The organism is Chamaesiphon sp. OTE_75_metabat_556 (genome assembly GCF_031378165.1).
GTDB lineage: Bacteria > Cyanobacteriota > Cyanobacteriia > Cyanobacteriales > Chamaesiphonaceae > Chamaesiphon.
The window spans coordinates 1-16,668 of record NZ_JANNDR010000116.1 but is presented as its reverse complement, the minus strand read 5'-3'; the positions used below and the strand labels follow the sequence as shown (position 1 = coordinate 16,668).

The window sequence follows — 16,668 nt, the reverse complement described above, 5'->3', positions numbered from 1 at the left end:
TGAGGAAGTACTAACTAATGGCGGTTTGCACGTCATCGGTACCGAACGCCATGAATCGCGGCGGGTAGATAACCAACTACGCGGTCGGGCGGGTCGTCAGGGCGATAAAGGCTCCACCAAGTTCTTCCTCAGTTTAAAAGATCCGTTGATGCAAATCTTCGGCGGCGATCGAGTCAGCACCCTGATGGATGCCTTCCGCGTCGAAGAAGATATGCCCATCGAGTCCAAAATGCTTACCAACAGCCTCGAAGGTGCGCAGAAGAAAGTCGAGACTTACTATTACGACATCCGCAAACAGGTGTTTGAATACGATGATGTGATGAGCAACCAACGTCGCGCCATCTACGCCGAACGCCGTCGCGTCCTCGAAGGTCAAGATCTCAAAGAACAAGTCGTCCGCTATGCCGAACGCACGATGGATGATATCGTCAATGCCTACGTCGAGCCAGACTTACCACCAGAGGAATGGAATCTCGAAGGCTTGGTTTCCAAAGCGCGAGAATTTGTGAATCTATTCGACGATTTGACCCCCACCCAAATCGACGATATGACCTACGACGAAATCAAAGTCTTCATGCGCGAGGAAGTGCGTCGAGCTTACGATATCAAGGAAACTCAGATCGACAAGGTGCAAGCCGGACTGATGCGTCAAGCCGAACGCTTCTTTATCCTCCAACAAATCGACACCCTCTGGCGCGAACACCTCCAATCGATGGATGCTCTGCGGGAATCGGTCGGGTTACGCGGTTACGGTCAAAAAGATCCGTTGATCGAGTACAAGCAGGAAGGTTATGAGATGTTCTTGGAAATGATGACCGACATTCGTCGGAATGTGGTTTACTCGATGTTCCAATTCTCACCCGAACGTCAAGCCCAAGCAGCATAGAAAGTTATGAAACCCAACACCTTGAACTGTTGGGTTTCATTTTTTAATCCAACCTACGACTGATAATTTAGCGATATTTAGTTGTCTAGTGACCTATATAGTAGTAGCCAAGATTGTTAGGACGTTTTTTGATTAGTCCGTGTAGGCGGACTTTGCATTCCGTTCGCGAAGCGTCTGCCTCAGCAAAGCGGCGATTTCAATCGCTGTTCTGCTGAGGCAGCTTTGGCGGTTTGCTATAGATAGGTTTTTAGGTAGAAATATTCCAATCAATAGTAAAGACTATAGAATAAGAGAAGATGAAAGACTTTACCCAACAGGAACTTGAGAATTCCCGTCCAAGTATTGATACGTTGGAAGCAATAGAATTCTGTCTAAATAAATTATATGAAGACAATACAAAGTTGACTTCAGACTATATCGTTCATAATCTTATATTTGAGGAGTTGATTGGTGCATTACTCTTAGCACGAGATGAGCTAAAAGATTTTTTATCGTATGAAGACGATGACAAAGATGAAGATGAATAGTTCTGTAATTCTTTAGGGTGGGCAGTTTTGTAGGGTAGGCACTGCCCACGAATTGATTATTTGCTGTGAATTGATTCTCTTTCAGAGATAATCACTTAAATATACAAACTTCTCATAACCTATTTTACAGGCGAAGATTGAGCTGGTTGGCATTGCCTAGCATGTTATTTTTGTCCTCTTATACAGGGTAAGGCTTCATGCAGGTTTGAGATCTCCAGATGTCGATCGATCCTTACAGTGCCTAGCTTGGCCTAGAAAACTGTCTGCATGGACAAAATGGACTATTTTCCCCCTGGAATTAACATGCTAGGCATTGCCCACTCTGCATTTTTATTAGATTTTCAATAACTTTTAAACAGGCAACGATATGAACATCAAGGCAATTATTCATCCAGCAGAAGAAGGCGGCTATTGGGCAGAAGTTCCGGCACTTCCTGGCTGTATTACTGAGGGAGATTCAATGGAAGAAGTGATGGCTAATTTAAAAGATGCGATCGAAGGTTGGTTAGAAGTTGCCAATAGTCGCAACGTAATTGCGCCAACAGATCGAGTTGTTGAAATTGCAGTATGAAATCTATTTCTGGTAAGCAACTATGCAAAATCGTCGAGCAGAGAGGTTGGTATTTGCGAAGAGTTACTGGCAGCCATCATATTTATGATAACCCTGACGTAGAAGAAATCCTGTCAATTCCCGTTCATCGTAACCAGGATCTCAAAATTGGCACCTTGAGATCGTTGATGAAAATAGCTCAACTATCTGAAGAAGATATTATCTAATCTAACTTGATATTAAATTATGAAAATTCAAAGTTTTACAGCGATCGTCTATAAAGAAGATGATATGTACATCGCCGAATGTCCAGAAGTTGGTACCTTTGACCAAGGCGAAACAATCGAGCAAGCAATTGCTGGGTTAAAAGAAGCAACACGTCTATATTTAGAGGAATTTCCTTTACCTCAAACATCACCTAGATTTGTAACTAATATCGAGGTTAGTTATGCCTAGAATGCCGAGGATCTCAAGCAAAGAAGCAATTCGAGCACTTGAGCGTTTGGGCTTCGAGCAAGTTCGGCAAACGGGGAGCCATGTTGTCATGAAACAGGAAACCGAAGAGGGCGAAATTGGTTGTGTCGTTCCTCTACATCGAGAATTGAAAGTTGGTACATTGAGCGGTATTCTCAAGCAAGCACAGATTGCGATCGAAGAGTTTATTGAAAATCTCTAAATGAAACGCTAATGCTAGAGCATGAAAATATCACAAAGAGCTGCTACATTAGACGATCTTGAATGGCTCGAACCATTTTATGAGTCAATTATGAGGCCATACTATGTCGAACTTAACTGGGAGTGGGATAAGACTAAATTCCGCGAGTCATTCGATCCAAACGTCACAAAAATCATCCAAGCTGATGGAATTGATATTGGGATGCTCAAAGTTGAAGAAAGGGATGACTGCATTTATCTGGGTGATATCCAACTCGATCGAGCGTATCGAAGAAAAGGAATTGGTACGCAATTAATTAAAACGGCGATCGAATCGGCAATCCTCGCAAGTAAACCGATTCGGTTGCGCGTACTCAAAGGAAATCCAGCCAAAGATTTGTATCTACGATTAGGCTTTGGAGAAATTCAAGCACTCGATAACTGCTATCTGATGGAACGAAATTGAAGATTCGATCGCGTCCATAGATTAATTATTTTGAGCGTAACGATGCACGATCGTCAATGAATCGTCATTAGATACCTTCGTAATGCAAGCCCGAACAGGACCTTCTTGTCCTTCAATTGCGACTCGACAGACAAAACAAGCACCCTTGAGACAACTCGTCGGAATCGATATGCCAGCGCGCTCGGCGACTGCGAGTAATGGTTCGCCTGGTTCGGCAGCCGCAGTAATTCGATCGGGTAAAAATAGAACGGTGACAGACATGATTTCTGGTGGGAGATTGGGGGGTCGGAAGATTGAGGTTAATTTACAAAGAGTTCAGTGTATCTGGAGTTAACATTCCGGCACTGAGATGGGCGCGTTCGATCGATTCGATATGGGAGGTGCTTCCCACTAAGAACTCCAGTGATGCTGGAGCTGCACTCCAATTACTGGCACAAGCGCGGAGCTGTTTGTCGGTGAGGGCAGAGAACCAACCTGCTAGAAAACCAGCTTCGAGACTAAATGAACGGGAAGTCGCATCAGCTTCGATCTCGGCATCACCACCGATCCCAGAATTGGCGATCGAGACGACTAAAAGTCCGCGCTCGGCTAATCTAAAATCGATCGATGGTCTACCCAAACCGTGAACTGCCCAGGCTTCTTGCACGTTCACAAAAAATTCAGCAGCGATCGTTTCTAGGATCGGCTGGCGATGGTATTTCACCATATCCTGCATCACGCGATCGCAAAAAGTTTTGCCCCAGTGATTGCCAAAGGTATACAGAGCTAGATAGGAAGCTTCTCCCGCTTCCTCCCGCAAGGTTTTGGGAATACTCCGCAAGAGCAATTCTGGTACGGCAATCAAGCGATCGCCATAACGGGTAGATAGCAATCCCGAAGCGGGATGGGATTTGACATAGCCTTTCGGGGTAAAGCAATTTGCCGGAATGGAAATGCTCGATTCGATCGACAGTGATGTAGCCATACAAAATAATTTTCCTAGTATTAAGAGTGGCGATCGTAAATCACCGGTGCAACTGTTTACTTTAATTAGAGTCGAGCATCTCTTGACCGAGGTTAAAGTAAGGTTTAAATAAATTTGCCTGTTCTTTTGGTAATTCGAGACAAATCGACTCTAGTACGAATTTAATACCTTGATAATTTTTCAAGCCCATCGACTGAAGAATGTTCTTCTGCCAATGCAAAAACCGATCTTTTAACATTTCCTCATCTTGTAATAGCATTGCCAATGAGTAGGATCTCAGTGTCAAAGTCATATCGCGGCGACAACGAGCCATAGTAGCTGCATCGTCCATCGATCGATCCGTCGGTGCCTTTTTATTACTTTGAATCAGCTTCAGTGCCCGATCGATAATTGCTTTTTCATTGGTTTCGATCGCTAAATAAGCTTCTTTGCGTTCCGACCATGAGAACATCACATGTTCCAAATTGCGGAGATCCTGCTTACTTGCATAAGCTCCATCTGCCCCATCCACTAAAGTCTCTAATAATGTAATCATTGTTTTAGCTCCATACAAATAAAATCTAATCAGTGGAGATATTTTATTTAAATATCTCAGTTAACTTTTGACCTTGAAGTTTAATTCAAGGAAGCATCACGACTCCGAGTAGTGGTAGTAATATCTACTGGCTTTGTGAGTAGCACAGTTGACTGAGCATCTTGCCATTTTATCCGTCCAAATAGCTCGCCAACAGCAATTAGCTGTTCTCTCTGTTGCTCTTCTGATTCTCTGCTCCGACGCTCTTCTGATTCTCTGCTCCGACGATCCAGCTCTGCCATCCGCAGCTCATTTTGATAGTCTTCCGCAGATTTGAGATTTTTCTGTTTCGGTCTGAATAAGACCTTGAATAATCTCAAGACACCTCTGACAAACCGGACAAATGGACTTCTTCTTGACTTACGACGATCGCTGTTTTTCATATTACCTCTGTCTCAATCTTTAGTTCGGGTTCGGCGGCAATTTCCCCCGCATCAAAGCGTTCGGCAATTTCAGTAGCTTTAGCACCCGAAGCAATCCAAAATTCGGCAGCTTGAATGCGATCGGCAGAACCGACCAGAAATCGACAAAAGTCATTGCCCATTGCATAGCACTGGATCTCTGTACTGCACAGATCTTGCTTGAATGCTACGCTAAAAAATCCTGCTAGCAGCCCTGCATATAGATGACAGACTGGCTTACCCATATATCCCAGCGTTTTAGCAACTGCCGAATCAAACAAATCGACATAGAAAAAGCCACTTGCCCGATTCTCCAGATTAGGCGACCAAGTACCCCAACCTTGGACTGTGTATGGCCACCACCATGTTTCCATCGCAAAGGCGAGATTTGATGTCTCCAATGTCAAGTTATAAAATTCCGCGAACCAAGCTTGAAAGAGGACGGCATCTTGCTTACCCCATTCAAATCCAATCTGATAACACAGCCATCCTGCTGCTTCGCCAACTTCATGTTCTAGCCCTTTTAAGAGGGAGACGATGAAGTCTTCTCCGACGAGTAAATTGCGCTGACGGTGATAGTCAGCAATCTTGCCCTGTTCTGTATCGAACTGAAAGAATTGGGCGCGGCTGTAGTGGGCTACGTCACGAGTAGAGACGATTGGATTGGGGGTATTTTGGACAATTTGTCTGCGATCTTGAGATATCATAATGTAGCTCTACGTAGCGATTATAGATTTCAATGGTAGTGGGAATGTAGTAAATGCTTGACTAAATATATATGGCTAGACCTATTAATCCCAATTCGGAGGTCATTATTACTATGCTGTTAATTTTTTGATAAATAATCGGCGAATTTACTACTAGCTTCTTTCATTTTTTCGAGAGCCGATCGAAGTACCAATTTACCTGCTTGGACTAACACCTCCCCAGTCATCGGATGGATCAGTGTTTTATCGGCTTTTTTACCGATCTGCCGTTCCAAATCTTCCTCTGATTCGACGAAAGTTCCGTTTGGTAACTCAATCACGATCCCTTCGCCGATCGCGCGAGTTTGACAGGCTAGTCTCGCTCCCGGTCGATCGATTTTGGTAAACTGAAGTGTCATCTGCTCCTGTTTCGTTTGCTCTGTCAAAGCCGCCGATCCATCCACCACAAAGAAATGGCAAGAAGCACACATCCCTTGTCCGCCACAGATCTGGTTGACCAAGATATCATGCTCTTTAAATACGGATAGAATAGTAGAGTTTTGCTCGGCTTCCACTCGTTTGCCGTCAATAGTGAGGGTGACTGTTGCCATGATGTAATTTATATTTAAGGTGTAATTAGTAGATCTTTTGCCAATGGTGAGAGATCTGAATTAGTCAAGATCGCTCTGAAATCAATAATGATTCGCTCACATTCTTTAATAAATAGATTTACCCAGACCCGCAAGTTATCAATATTTTCTGCTGTTAATTCCCGCTCTAAAATATGTTCTTGGCAAGTAATCTTACTAAAGTGATCTGCCGACCAGTTCGTAATAAATGGAAACTCATCAATGATTTGGGCGTGTGCCTTGCGCCAGTAATTTCCTTGTGCTAAGGGGCCAAAGTAATTATTACTAACTGAGATAATCTCTTCCATTGCTGCGAGCATGATTCGGCATGAGATCCTCGTCTCCCGATCTTTTGAAGCGGACGGTAGCGGTTCAGTTGGTGACTGTTGATCTGTAAGGTTATGTAATATAGTTGGCGAATCTTGGCGACTGCCTGTACCTACAGCAGCCTGAGCGGCAAGACTAGCAGCAATCCGATCGTCTTGTTGAGTACGAATAGTGCCTGGATGCTTAGATATTTGCTGAACTATTTGATTCAGTCTTACTGGATCGTGGCTAATTACATCTGTCAAACCGCAAGTCACCACTAACTTGAGAAAAGAATCGCTGACGGCTTTCAGTTGCGAAATCAGCACGATCGGTAGCTGCGGATTCGTTTGGCGACAGCCTTTACAGATCGCCTGATAATCAGAGCTACCGATCTTGCCTAAAAATACTAGTTGCGGTTTTTCTAATGCAATTCTTTCCAAAAGCTGTTCGTAAGTTTTGGCAATCTTAATCTCAGCCTGAAATTCTGGATCGATAGTCGCGACGATGCGATCGACCTCTGCTGGATCTGATTCTGCTAATAAAATGCGGATTAGTGGCAGAACTGGATCTGTCATATCTTGAGGTTCAATGGTAGTATGCATCTCTTCTATCGCACATTGATTATCTAGAGATTAGAAAAGCGACTTAAACACTTGAAACGTTAATCATGTCTCAACCTGAATGGCTGGGTAGTTAAGATCCGAAAATCCGCTGGTGATGTACTGAGTATTCCCAGTTATGGCAGTTAGATCGTCGTCTTGAACTAATTTGGCAGCAGCACATAGTCATTAGATTCCATTCTGTCCTAATCTTTACAAAACTTGATATCGGTATTTACGTAGATTTTGGTGCTGTAACTGAGGCTCTCTAACTTCATTCGCTAATTCACCACTCGGATGTGCCACTTGAACCAACTGTCCATTCCAAATTCACATAAATCGATCGCAAATACACCCAGCAAACTTTACATATATCAATATAGTAGATTGGCGAAAACTGGAACCCACACAGGGATTGGGCTTTAAGATTCTCATTTTGCTATCGGTCACTGAGAAGCACGATCAAACAAGTGTAAAAAAAGTGACACACATCATACGTAATTCCTGTTTTTAGCGCGTACATTCGATATGTAAGCAACTATCAGCTTGCATCGTCAGGGAAGAAACACACCATGAACGCGCATCCTCAGTGTCTGCCAGCCACCAGCACCCGCCAACAACAATCAAACGTAGTAGTACTACTATCCAGCAAGCAGCCACTTCCAGAAATGTTAGTCGAAGCTCTCCAAACTCAAGTCACTGGATCTGTAGTTACGATGCGAGATGTAGCAGATCGAATTGCCGTAGAAGTCGATCGAATCTGTGCCAAAAGCGAACGGATTCAAAATTCCGGTATCAGCGAATCTTGGCGGACTGGTTTGGCTCGCCATCGCGTCTCCAAGTGTCTCTACTATTATCAACTAGGTTCGATCCAAGGCCGGATCGAGCTACACAGTCATCTAAGTTCGATCGTCTATCGCTATATTACGATTCCCCAATCGCAACTCGGATTTCAAGCCAGATACTCCCTGATTGAAGATTTCTTGCAAGAATTTTATGTTGAATCTCTCAAAGCATTTCGCCGCGAGAATCTGCTTGAAGATACTTATACTCCCCGCAGCCCGATCCAATTAGCGGAGTATATGGTCTTTACCGAATGTTATGCTAAACGGCGGATTCATCTGCGCTATGGCAGCACTCAGCAACTGATCGTCCTCCGCGCCCAAACTTTTGCCAAGCGTCAACCTAGTGAAACATCCGTCGATATCGAGCAGGCTTTTGAAACCGCCCGCGACGAGGATGGTGATGCTGGCTCGAAATTGATGCAACAAATCCGTGCCAAGATGGTGTCTGATAATGTCGATGGGAGCGAAGAAGTTCTGCGCGAGCGCGTTGTCGAGGAATTGGTGGCTTATTTCACCACTCAGAATCAATCGGCTTGTGTAGATTATCTCCTGCTCAAACTCGAAGATCTCTCTGCCCCAGAAATCGAAAAAATTTTGGGATTGACGACTAGAGAGCGCGACTATCTCCAACAAAAATTCAAATACCACATCGAAAAATTTGCCCATGTCGCCAATTGGGAACTGGTACATCAATGGCTGGGCGCGGAAATTGATCGCAAACTGGGCTTAACAGATCGCCAGTGGGAACTATTTTCCGCCCAATTATCCAGCGAGCAGCAAGAATTCATGCAGCTCAAACAAGCCGATCGCAGCAAGGAATCGATCGTCAAAACCCTCAAATTAACAGATAAAAAATATCAACTCCGGTGGGCTGAGTTACTACAATTAGCCTCCCAAATTCGGAATCAGTAGCTTGGTGAACAGTTGACAGTTGACAGTTGACAGTTGACAATAGCGATCGAATCCGATCGCTAGGTGTGAAGTTGCATTATCTGCCTGCATGTAATTTGAGCATTGCTAGTTGGTGCGCTCCGCGTGCATCAACATTGTTGCTGAAGAATATTTCGCCAAAATTAAGTCCTCAATTTACAATACCAATTGAGCAGATCGTGGACGGGAAACCAGTTACTTGCCCCGTCAAATTGTCTAGTCTAGCCGAGCTATTGGTGCGAGACTTGCCTAGCTATGGCAATCGGATCGTGCAACGACGGCGCAAACGTAGCGATCAGGTGTACAGTTCGATCGTGACGGCCAGTGCCCCAGAACTCCAACCACTGCCGATCGTCAGCCGCGAATATCCGTCCCAATTTCCGCAGGCATCAGCAACCCAAGTATTTATCAGCACCTTAGAAAATCAATATACGGGGACTCGATCGGCGCAGATCCAGCAGTTTCACTGGTTATTTCTCGCTCAGACTCGCCAGGGGTGGCGATTGGCGAATATCTACACGCGGACAGGGGGATTTCCCCTTGCCAATAACCCGATCTCACCCCCGATCGAAAGTAGTCGCACGATCGTCGGCGAAGCAATTAGAATCTGGCTCAATGACTGTTATTTGGGCAAACTCAGGAACTATGGGGCATGAGTACACACCCCAATCGACTTTAGGATACCGCCATCGCGATTAAGATCGAGCTGATCGTCAATACTAACCCGACAACTCCGATGACTAGATAGTTGCGGTTGCCATCGATACTAGTGGATTCGGCGACATACATTTTTGGCTCGGTGGGAAAATTGTTTAACCTACTATCGCCGTCATTATTCAGATAGGGCATCGATACTAACCTCAGATTGTGTGAAAAAAATTGTGTGAAAAAAGTTGATTAAAATTTTACCTATCTTATTATTTAAGTCGTAGACCTTATCGTCTAAATACTCAAACTGTAATAAAAATTTGTGTGCGATGGCTTGCTTGCTAGATCGATTGCAGATCTGCCAGCCATCACTAAAAAAGTGGGGTAATTAGCCCCACTTGTAGATAGCTAGTCGATCCCAAATTTGACCGAAACTACTGCGGTAATGTCTTTTTCGATCGAACTAGTGTCGTAGCGACCTTCGCCTGTCACATCCGTCGAGTGGCGGGGCGTAATTTGAAATACACCCGTATCGGCACTCCGCACGCCACCAACACGATTGCCCGTACTAGCGGCAATTGATTCAGCTCTGGCTTTGGCATCCTTGGTGGCTTCGGCGACCATCTCGATCCGCACTTTGCTCAGTTCGGTGTAGAGATATTCGGGCGGCTCGGAAGTCAGCGGGATACCTTCATTAATCAGTTCGGTAATTTGTTGGGAGAGTTTGGCATATCGATCGACTTGAGTCGATCGAATCTCCAGTTTTTGGCTCAATCTATAAGCAGCGGTTTTACCAGTTTCCTTGCCATTAATGATTTCTGGCAGTGCGACGGTTGCGAGTGACTCCAGCGAAATCTCGGCGGGATTGACTTTGGCTTCCTTGAGATAGCGTTGAACGCGATCGATCCGTGCTTTTAGCTCCTGATATGCCGCCTGTGTCGTCGGCTGTTGACTCGCTAGCGATACGCGCCAGACGATAAAATCCGATTTAATCGGTCGTTTGGCAGAACCCGTAATCGTCAGGGCATCATCCACCCGTTTGACGTTCCGAATTGCTCCCGCCCACAGAAATGAACTGACAATCATTGAAACAGATAGTAAACCCAATCCCAATAGTAATTCGGGAAACCGATAACGCGATCCAGCTCTGTCCATGACTTGTGCCTCACACACAATAAATTAGTTTGAATCAGATGGCCGTCCATCCGCCTCAATCCTAACTACAGCAAAGCGATCGGCGATTCCTGAAAGGTGTCCAGACAATAAGATTAGATCGTCATGATTATCTCTGCACTCGATCGATTCACATCTCCAGCCATTCCAGATCGATGAAACCGTAAGTGAGCTTTGCACAAACTTGACTGGGTTGGGCGCGTAGTTAAGCTGCCTTTCGCGCTCTGATCGCCCAGAGCTAAAAATTTAAATTATGGCCGATAAATATGAGGAACTTGTGAGCAAGCGACCTAAATTCCTCAAAAGTATCGATCGCACCCATCTCGGACGATTCATTGACACGGGCATCGTTATGCTCAGGTTAATTAGCATGTGAACATTTTAGATCGGTCTTACTTTCGATCGATGGATACTCCCAACCTAGAAATCAGCAATATTATTGGTAGATTATTACCGATCGTGGGAACGATAAACACATGGAACTTTGTTGTGACATTAAAGTTTTAATTTGGATTTACTCCCAGGATTGGATTGATATATGGAATCGGGAATATCAGTTGGATTGTGTGCGGACAAAAATATTGAAATTGGCTTGCATGTGACTTTGTACTCACTCATGCAAAGCTCCCAGTGTCCAGTTAAAATAAATTTAATATGCAAGGGCTATAAATCTACAGACATAGGTAAAATTCACAATACACTACAGCCATTCGCTCACAAATACCAACTGAATATTATTGAATTTGATGAAGTATCTTTGTTTGGTAAATTTAGCGGATTGCATGGCAACAAGTTTAATTTTACCAAGTTAGTTCTTGCCAGCTTATTACCAGAAGATCGGATTATATATCTTGATAGCGATCTATGTGTCCACAAAGATCTCCAAGAGCTGTTCGATACAGATCTCAATGGATTTACAATTGGAGCTTCCGCAGTTGAAACAATTGCCGATTCTCTCAGAAGTAGCTTCTATCAGTCAATTGGGATGAATCAAGAAGCTAAGTATTTTAATTCTGGCGTGATGTTGATGGATCTCAAAAAATGGAGAGAACTGGATATTACCGCCAAATGCTTAGCATTTGCAAATAAATATGTCGATCGATTAGCCTTTGGAGATGAGGCGATCCTAAATTGCATTTTCTATGAAAACTTTCAAGTCATCGATCCATCTTACAATCATCCTTTATATCCAAATTCAGATTCAATTAAATCGAGCCTAAATGATATATTTCATTTTGTCGGCTCTCCTAAGCCATTTGATTTTTTAGGAGAATGGATTCATGTCAATTCTCCGATGTTCCAAGCTACTCTGGCTCAAACTAACTTTAGCGATTATAAAAGCTATAGAGATATTTCTGTACAGAGATTAAAACGGACGCTGAGATTATTCCGCTCCTATTATCGGTGTTTAGGGCAGCATCTGAGATATAAATTCAAAATTGATGCTGCAATACAGACATGTCTCCCAAGTAGCGATCGAGAGTACAATGCGGATATGAGTTCTCATTAGATCGCAAGCTAGCTATGACGGGCAAACTGATAGTTTTAACTGGGCCGAGTGGTGTCGGGAAAGGAACGTTACTCAAAGCTTTACTCGCAAAGCATCCCGAACTCTATTTGTCGGTCTCTGCGACTACCAGATCGCCCCGTGTCGGCGAGGTAGACGGTGTTCACTACTATTTCTACGATTGCGATCGATTTGAGGCGGAGATCGCGGCTGGCTCGCTGTTAGAATGGGCAGAGTTTGCCGGCAACTATTATGGCACACCGATCGTGCCAGTGCAAGCTCAACTCGATCTGGGTCGATCGATTATCCTGGAAATCGAGCTAGCTGGAGCCAGACAAGTCGCCAAAATTTTCCCGGATGCCTTACGAATCTTTATCTTGCCACCCGACCTTCAGACGCTCGAAATGCGGATTCGAGAGCGGGGTACCGATAGTCCCGCAGCAATCCTCCAGCGTCTAGAGCAAGCACGAGTAGAAATTGCTGCGCAAAGTGAGTTTGACTATCGGATCGTCAACGATGACTTCGACACAGCATTGGCAGAACTAGACAGATTGGTTGGTAGTGCTTAGTCAGGATTGGATCAGGGTACCCACGCGGGGCACCCCTACGCAATAAATCTGTAGGGGTGCCCTTCGTGGGTACCCGATGGTTTTGGTTGTAATTAGAGCGATCGCCATCGCCGGATCTAAAACTAATACCAGCTCTGAAATTATTCTTCCCAAGAGTCCAAATCTAGAGCAGGAGAACCGCCTCGATCCAGTTGTCTGAATACGACTCGGAGCTGAAACCACAGCAAGATTGCAATTAATAACGTCAACGGAAAAGCGATGCTATACGATAGCCAAGTCGGAAATCCGAAGATTTCTAAACCAGCCGAGAGAAAGAAAATAATCCCCACACATACTCCCAAAAAGGGCAATCGCAAGTTGATACCATCGCTATTGGCCAGAATGATGTTATTGCGATCTGCCGACCAAGTTTTGACATTTTGGCGGAGAGTGCCATCGAAAGCCGCACCACAAGCGATACCCGCAAGTAAACCAGCGATTAAAATGAAATATGGAGGATCTTGAGGAAAGTAATACATGAGGGGGTAGGGGATAGAGAGTGGACGTGCCAGGCTGGGGCAATATTCTAGAATCTAGTGTAAAGTCTTATTTCCAGAATAGTCTACTTGTCGCGATCGAGTCTATGTATTTGACGGTTAGTCGTCTAAATGGCTGATGCCGATGCGATCGCGGGCAGGTTATATTTGGTTTAGAAGGTTGGCAAGCTTAGCGAAAGTAATTAAGCTACCAACATTCAACAATGTTTTTTTAGTGCTGTTAGTCTCTTATTGATATTTCACCGCTAGGGAAAATCGGGGTTTTAGCTTCTAGACCGATTGTTAGTTAACTAACGATCGGTCTTTTTTTCGATCTAGCTGACACCACCGAACCTGTCGATCGGCCAAAACCGAAAGCAAGCATGTCCGATCACATTAGCCTTGGGCAAGAACCCCCATACGTGGGAGTCGTTACTATTATTGCGGTTGTCGCCCATCACAAATAATTTGTCTGGGGGGACGACCATTGGCGACATGGCATAATTAGGAGTCTCGGCGATATATCGTTCGGTTGATGGCGCGCCATCAATGTAGACGCGACCATTTTTAACTTCGATCTGATCTCCAGGCAAACCGATCACGCGTTTGATAAAAGCTTGTTCTTCTAAGTAGCCCTGCTCCCGCAACTGGATTGGTGGTGCAAAGACGATAATGTCACCGTGTTGGGGCAGGTGGGTATAGTATGAGAGTTTTTCGACAATTAAGCGATCGCCGATTTCCAATGTTGGTAACATCGACTCGGAGGGAATATAGCGCGGCTCGGCGACAAATGTCCGAAGCAACACCGCCAATCCGACAGCCAGCACCAAGATGGTAATATTTTCACGCCATTTTTGCCACCATTGCACCAGCAAAGGTTGGGGTGAAGTCGGTTCTGAATTGGATTGCTCTGGATTGGTCTTCATGGCGGCGGTGATTGAGGAAAGCTAAACATATTGCTGCTATAGCAATCCTAAATCATTTGCGAGGTGAAGATCGTCTCCCATCGCTCACTGCTAGGTATCATAACCCAAGTTGCTACCGATACTCAAAGTGGTTTTAACCACTCCATTTATAAGGGATAACTCGTAACAAAATGCGGGAGATCGCTACTGGTGGAGTGTTGAAGGAATATCTTCGAGATTTAGAGGAGGAGCCAGCAGATTTGATTGAAATTGATGAGAATGAGACTGGAGAGAGTTGTGAGCGATTGTTATTGGGATGGAAAAGTAAGGATAAGAGGTATCAGATGTTAACGTAGAATAGAAGGAGTTTATTAGTGTCTTACTAATTATGGCTTATAACAATTTCACTTTAGATTCAGTTAAAAATCAATTTAAACTGAATCTAATAAACGATCGCTTTTGCGAATCTCTAGCTCCTACTGAACCTCAAGTAGAATTTCTAACCATCTTCGATCAGTCGTTCTCTCTAGCTGAAAGAGCTAGAACTGAGAAAGCTAAATCTGAATTATTAGTCAGTCCAATTTTAGTTGAAGCAAGAAGGCTGGCTAACGAGCGGGTACAATTGTTTTCTGGTGAGGAGTTTAATGTAGATAGAGATAGGGGTCTAAATGGCTTCTGTGATTTTCTATTTAGTCGATCTGAAAATCCATTTACGATCGATGCTCCTATATTAATGTTGGTGGAAGCAAAACGAGGAGAGATAGAAACTGGATTGGGTCAATGTGTGGCTGAGATGCTTGCAGCCCAATTCTATAATCTAAGTCAAGAGCAATCTATCTCTGTTATTTATGGATGTGTAACTAGTGGTACGTTGTGGCAGTTTCTCAAGTTAGAGGATAGTAATGTAACCATCGATTCTACTAATTATTTAGTTACACCAGTGCAGAAAATCCTTGGGATTCTCAAGTGGATATTAAGCCATTAGCTTACTAGTGGATTACTTCTCGATCTTCTTCTAAACTACTAGTAGTATACTAAGCGAACTATTGCAATTAAGCCTTTTAGATTTTATTCATTCTCTCAGTAGCAGCTACTCAGCCACTTATCCTAAATTCTATGGCTGAACCAAAGTAAATCGTGGGGATAGCAGGAGAGTTTTTAGGCATTTTATAGGTAGCTGACTCGATCGATTAACGCTGAGATCCAAATTGTTTGACTATCGATCTCAAGCCAAAAAATGTACCCTCGTCCGTCTCAGTTCGATCGATTAATCCCCGTCTCCCTAATGAGACGATCGCATTACCAATATCTGCTGGCGATATATTTAACGATTCGATAAATGTAGATATCGTTATTGGCATAGTCTCCCCAGCTAACAATCTCATCACTTCTCGTTCCGAGTCTGAAAATCTATTAAATTGATAAGTTAGCCGCGACGCGATCTCTTCAGTTAGGAATAACTCTTCATATTTACAAAATTCACTAACTTTACCACCAAATAACTTATTAATCGCGATCGATACTGATTCTAAGTAGGCTGGATTTCCACCCAAATATTCGATCGCATCATCCCATTGCTCTTCATCTCTCAAACCATTAGCTCTAAATATTTCCCTACCACCTGCACCCACTCCGCCGAGTGGTAGTGAATGAATCGAGCTATTCTTTCCAGCTATCGCCGCAAGTTCGCTCGGCTCTTCATGACTCAGCAGCAATACACAGCTTTGATGATTTGTCTCCCAAATTCGTCTCAATAATTCCCGATACTCTCGATATTCTTCCGTATAATTACCCGCTAGTGTACCACTACTAAATAGTCGATCGAGATCGTCTAAAATTATCAAACAGCGATGCTCTCGAAAATGTTCGAGCAGTAGCGATAATCTAGCTTCTAAATCTAATGGTGGTTCTGGTAGAGCTTCGATCTTGAGTGATGCGATCAGATTTCGATCGATAAATTCAACCAGAGAACGCTGACAACCTAAACTTTGCCAAACTATCTCATCAAACTCACCTTTAAGATCTTCTAATAATTGTCTAGCTAGAGCAGTTTTACCAATACCTGAAGTACTGTAGATGACGATCGATCGACATCGTTCTGTGAGTATCCAGTTCTTGAGTAAATCTAGCTCTTGAGTGCGCCCATAAATAGGTACGAGATCTGGAATGGTTTTTAAATACTGTGGGGTGTTGATTCGATCTGTTTGTCGATCGTTGTGATATTGATGATTGTTTAGTGTGACCTCAGAACAAAAATTCAGTGATGATATCTGACCGAAGAATGATGCACTATTTTCAGAGCGATAGCGTTCGATAGTAGAACGAAAGTTC

23 protein-coding genes and 1 pseudogene are annotated in these 16,668 nt (G+C 43.9%); 12 read left to right on the top strand and 12 right to left on the bottom strand.

What is annotated here, in order from left to right; all coding sequences use genetic code 11:
* From secA to RMO27_RS05180, 7 genes and pseudogenes are all read left to right on the top strand, one after another.
* Positions 1 to 886, top strand: a pseudogene (secA, locus tag RMO27_RS05210) (preprotein translocase subunit SecA); the annotation flags it as partial.
* A 296-nt stretch (positions 887 to 1,182) separates the two neighbouring features.
* Positions 1,183 to 1,413 carry a hypothetical protein gene (locus RMO27_RS05205; protein WP_309730029.1) on the top strand — a complete coding sequence of 77 codons (231 nt, stop codon included), beginning with the start codon at positions 1,183 to 1,185 and terminating at the stop codon, positions 1,411 to 1,413.
* A gap of 367 nt (positions 1,414 to 1,780) precedes the next feature.
* Positions 1,781 to 1,984: a type II toxin-antitoxin system HicB family antitoxin gene (locus RMO27_RS05200; protein WP_309730025.1), complete on the top strand. Its 204-nt coding sequence runs from the start codon at positions 1,781 to 1,783 to the stop codon at positions 1,982 to 1,984.
* Entirely contained in the window at positions 1,981 to 2,190 is a 210-nt protein-coding gene (locus RMO27_RS05195; RefSeq protein ID WP_309730022.1) for a type II toxin-antitoxin system HicA family toxin, read from the top strand. The genes RMO27_RS05200 and RMO27_RS05195 overlap by 4 nt, the downstream gene beginning before the upstream one ends.
* A 19-nt stretch (positions 2,191 to 2,209) precedes the next feature.
* The gene (locus tag RMO27_RS05190; protein ID WP_309730019.1) at positions 2,210 to 2,419 is read left to right on the top strand and encodes a type II toxin-antitoxin system HicB family antitoxin; all 210 of its coding nucleotides are present in this window, start codon (positions 2,210 to 2,212) and stop codon (positions 2,417 to 2,419) included.
* Entirely contained in the window at positions 2,412 to 2,639 is a 228-nt protein-coding gene (locus RMO27_RS05185) for a type II toxin-antitoxin system HicA family toxin (protein WP_309730016.1), read from the top strand. Before RMO27_RS05190 ends, RMO27_RS05185 begins: the two co-directional genes overlap by 8 nt.
* Before the next feature lie 21 nt (positions 2,640 to 2,660).
* Complete coding sequence (locus RMO27_RS05180) at positions 2,661 to 3,083, top strand: GNAT family N-acetyltransferase (protein WP_309730013.1); 423 nt, start codon at positions 2,661 to 2,663, stop codon at positions 3,081 to 3,083.
* Between the two features lie 21 nt (positions 3,084 to 3,104).
* Here RMO27_RS05180 and RMO27_RS05175 read toward each other — a convergent pair whose 3' ends face one another.
* The 7 genes from RMO27_RS05175 to RMO27_RS05145 all read right to left on the bottom strand — a co-directional run bounded on the left by RMO27_RS05175 (position 3,105) and on the right by RMO27_RS05145 (position 7,248).
* The gene (locus tag RMO27_RS05175) at positions 3,105 to 3,344 is read right to left on the bottom strand and encodes a 2Fe-2S iron-sulfur cluster-binding protein (RefSeq protein WP_309730010.1); all 240 of its coding nucleotides are present in this window, start codon (positions 3,342 to 3,344) and stop codon (positions 3,105 to 3,107) included.
* Between the two features lie 43 nt (positions 3,345 to 3,387).
* Positions 3,388 to 4,047, bottom strand: a complete 660-nt coding sequence (locus tag RMO27_RS05170; RefSeq protein ID WP_309730007.1) for a hypothetical protein — start codon at positions 4,045 to 4,047, stop codon at positions 3,388 to 3,390.
* Positions 4,048 to 4,108: 61 nt separating this feature from the next.
* Positions 4,109 to 4,582, bottom strand: coding sequence for a phycobilisome protein (locus tag RMO27_RS05165; RefSeq protein WP_309730004.1), 474 nt, complete (start codon positions 4,580 to 4,582; stop codon positions 4,109 to 4,111).
* A gap of 80 nt (positions 4,583 to 4,662) precedes the next feature.
* Positions 4,663 to 5,004: a hypothetical protein gene (locus RMO27_RS05160; RefSeq protein WP_309730002.1), complete on the bottom strand. Its 342-nt coding sequence runs from the start codon at positions 5,002 to 5,004 to the stop codon at positions 4,663 to 4,665.
* Positions 5,001 to 5,729, bottom strand: coding sequence for a V4R domain-containing protein (locus tag RMO27_RS05155; RefSeq protein WP_309729999.1), 729 nt, complete (start codon positions 5,727 to 5,729; stop codon positions 5,001 to 5,003). The genes RMO27_RS05160 and RMO27_RS05155 overlap by 4 nt, the downstream gene beginning before the upstream one ends.
* 119 nt (positions 5,730 to 5,848) lie before the next feature.
* On the bottom strand, positions 5,849 to 6,319 hold the full coding sequence (locus RMO27_RS05150; protein ID WP_309729996.1) for a 2Fe-2S iron-sulfur cluster-binding protein: 471 nt from the start codon (positions 6,317 to 6,319) through the stop codon (positions 5,849 to 5,851).
* A 14-nt stretch (positions 6,320 to 6,333) separates the two neighbouring features.
* Positions 6,334 to 7,248, bottom strand: coding sequence for a hypothetical protein (locus tag RMO27_RS05145; protein WP_309729993.1), 915 nt, complete (start codon positions 7,246 to 7,248; stop codon positions 6,334 to 6,336).
* Positions 7,249 to 7,817: 569 nt separating this feature from the next.
* On the opposite strand from RMO27_RS05145, the gene RMO27_RS05140 reads away from it, so the two are divergent.
* Positions 7,818 to 9,002 (top strand): hypothetical protein, encoded by a 1,185-nt coding sequence (locus RMO27_RS05140; protein WP_309729990.1) that lies wholly within the window; start codon positions 7,818 to 7,820, stop codon positions 9,000 to 9,002.
* Positions 9,003 to 9,199: 197 nt separating this feature from the next.
* Complete coding sequence (locus tag RMO27_RS05135; protein ID WP_309729987.1) at positions 9,200 to 9,676, top strand: hypothetical protein; 477 nt, start codon at positions 9,200 to 9,202, stop codon at positions 9,674 to 9,676.
* Between the two features lie 19 nt (positions 9,677 to 9,695).
* Here the strand turns inward: RMO27_RS05135 and psb34 are convergent, their stop codons facing one another.
* Together psb34 and RMO27_RS05125 are read right to left on the bottom strand one after the other, a co-directional pair.
* Entirely contained in the window at positions 9,696 to 9,869 is a 174-nt protein-coding gene (psb34, locus tag RMO27_RS05130; RefSeq protein ID WP_309729984.1) for a photosystem II assembly protein Psb34, read from the bottom strand.
* Positions 9,870 to 10,076: 207 nt separating this feature from the next.
* The gene (locus RMO27_RS05125) at positions 10,077 to 10,823 is read right to left on the bottom strand and encodes an SIMPL domain-containing protein (protein WP_309729981.1); all 747 of its coding nucleotides are present in this window, start codon (positions 10,821 to 10,823) and stop codon (positions 10,077 to 10,079) included.
* A gap of 556 nt (positions 10,824 to 11,379) precedes the next feature.
* Between RMO27_RS05125 and RMO27_RS05120 the strand changes: the two genes are divergently transcribed.
* Together RMO27_RS05120 and gmk are read left to right on the top strand one after the other, a co-directional pair.
* A complete protein-coding gene (locus RMO27_RS05120; RefSeq protein WP_309729978.1) occupies positions 11,380 to 12,351 on the top strand; it encodes a glycosyltransferase in 972 nt (323 codons plus the stop codon).
* A 14-nt stretch (positions 12,352 to 12,365) separates the two neighbouring features.
* Positions 12,366 to 12,917, top strand: a complete 552-nt coding sequence (gene gmk, locus RMO27_RS05115; RefSeq protein WP_309729975.1) for a guanylate kinase — start codon at positions 12,366 to 12,368, stop codon at positions 12,915 to 12,917.
* 140 nt (positions 12,918 to 13,057) lie between these two features.
* On the opposite strand, the gene RMO27_RS05110 is transcribed toward gmk, so the two are convergent.
* Together RMO27_RS05110 and lepB are read right to left on the bottom strand one after the other, a co-directional pair.
* On the bottom strand, positions 13,058 to 13,435 hold the full coding sequence (locus RMO27_RS05110) for a hypothetical protein (protein WP_309729971.1): 378 nt from the start codon (positions 13,433 to 13,435) through the stop codon (positions 13,058 to 13,060).
* Positions 13,436 to 13,767: 332 nt separating this feature from the next.
* Positions 13,768 to 14,358 carry a signal peptidase I gene (gene lepB, locus RMO27_RS05105; RefSeq protein ID WP_309729969.1) on the bottom strand — a complete coding sequence of 197 codons (591 nt, stop codon included), beginning with the start codon at positions 14,356 to 14,358 and terminating at the stop codon, positions 13,768 to 13,770.
* Positions 14,359 to 14,725: 367 nt separating this feature from the next.
* On the opposite strand from lepB, the gene RMO27_RS05100 reads away from it, so the two are divergent.
* Complete coding sequence (locus tag RMO27_RS05100; RefSeq protein WP_309729966.1) at positions 14,726 to 15,322, top strand: hypothetical protein; 597 nt, start codon at positions 14,726 to 14,728, stop codon at positions 15,320 to 15,322.
* A gap of 205 nt (positions 15,323 to 15,527) precedes the next feature.
* On the opposite strand, the gene RMO27_RS05095 is transcribed toward RMO27_RS05100, so the two are convergent.
* On the bottom strand, positions 15,528 to 16,668 hold a 1,141-nt coding region (locus RMO27_RS05095; protein WP_309729963.1), incomplete at its 5' end, for an ATP-binding protein.

What these genes read in the sequence shown, in the direction of transcription:
- RMO27_RS05205 (WP_309730029.1), top strand. Translation starts at nt 1,183, where the DNA reads ATGAAAGACTTTACCCAACAGGAACTTGAGAATTCCCGTCCAAGTATT.
- RMO27_RS05200 (WP_309730025.1), top strand. Translation starts at nt 1,781, where the DNA reads ATGAACATCAAGGCAATTATTCATCCAGCAGAAGAAGGCGGCTATTGG.
- RMO27_RS05195 (WP_309730022.1), top strand. Translation starts at nt 1,981, where the DNA reads ATGAAATCTATTTCTGGTAAGCAACTATGCAAAATCGTCGAGCAGAGA.
- RMO27_RS05190 (WP_309730019.1), top strand. Translation starts at nt 2,210, where the DNA reads ATGAAAATTCAAAGTTTTACAGCGATCGTCTATAAAGAAGATGATATG.
- RMO27_RS05185 (WP_309730016.1), top strand. Translation starts at nt 2,412, where the DNA reads ATGCCTAGAATGCCGAGGATCTCAAGCAAAGAAGCAATTCGAGCACTT.
- RMO27_RS05180 (WP_309730013.1), top strand. Translation starts at nt 2,661, where the DNA reads ATGAAAATATCACAAAGAGCTGCTACATTAGACGATCTTGAATGGCTC.
- RMO27_RS05175 (WP_309730010.1), bottom strand. Translation starts at nt 3,344, where the DNA reads ATGTCTGTCACCGTTCTATTTTTACCCGATCGAATTACTGCGGCTGCC.
- RMO27_RS05170 (WP_309730007.1), bottom strand. Translation starts at nt 4,047, where the DNA reads ATGGCTACATCACTGTCGATCGAATCGAGCATTTCCATTCCGGCAAAT.
- RMO27_RS05165 (WP_309730004.1), bottom strand. Translation starts at nt 4,582, where the DNA reads ATGATTACATTATTAGAGACTTTAGTGGATGGGGCAGATGGAGCTTAT.
- RMO27_RS05160 (WP_309730002.1), bottom strand. Translation starts at nt 5,004, where the DNA reads ATGAAAAACAGCGATCGTCGTAAGTCAAGAAGAAGTCCATTTGTCCGG.
- RMO27_RS05155 (WP_309729999.1), bottom strand. Translation starts at nt 5,729, where the DNA reads ATGATATCTCAAGATCGCAGACAAATTGTCCAAAATACCCCCAATCCA.
- RMO27_RS05150 (WP_309729996.1), bottom strand. Translation starts at nt 6,319, where the DNA reads ATGGCAACAGTCACCCTCACTATTGACGGCAAACGAGTGGAAGCCGAG.
- RMO27_RS05145 (WP_309729993.1), bottom strand. Translation starts at nt 7,248, where the DNA reads ATGCATACTACCATTGAACCTCAAGATATGACAGATCCAGTTCTGCCA.
- RMO27_RS05140 (WP_309729990.1), top strand. Translation starts at nt 7,818, where the DNA reads ATGAACGCGCATCCTCAGTGTCTGCCAGCCACCAGCACCCGCCAACAA.
- psb34 (WP_309729984.1), bottom strand. Translation starts at nt 9,869, where the DNA reads ATGCCCTATCTGAATAATGACGGCGATAGTAGGTTAAACAATTTTCCC.
- RMO27_RS05125 (WP_309729981.1), bottom strand. Translation starts at nt 10,823, where the DNA reads ATGGACAGAGCTGGATCGCGTTATCGGTTTCCCGAATTACTATTGGGA.
- RMO27_RS05120 (WP_309729978.1), top strand. Translation starts at nt 11,380, where the DNA reads ATGGAATCGGGAATATCAGTTGGATTGTGTGCGGACAAAAATATTGAA.
- gmk (WP_309729975.1), top strand. Translation starts at nt 12,366, where the DNA reads ATGACGGGCAAACTGATAGTTTTAACTGGGCCGAGTGGTGTCGGGAAA.
- RMO27_RS05110 (WP_309729971.1), bottom strand. Translation starts at nt 13,435, where the DNA reads ATGTATTACTTTCCTCAAGATCCTCCATATTTCATTTTAATCGCTGGT.
- lepB (WP_309729969.1), bottom strand. Translation starts at nt 14,358, where the DNA reads ATGAAGACCAATCCAGAGCAATCCAATTCAGAACCGACTTCACCCCAA.
- RMO27_RS05100 (WP_309729966.1), top strand. Translation starts at nt 14,726, where the DNA reads ATGGCTTATAACAATTTCACTTTAGATTCAGTTAAAAATCAATTTAAA.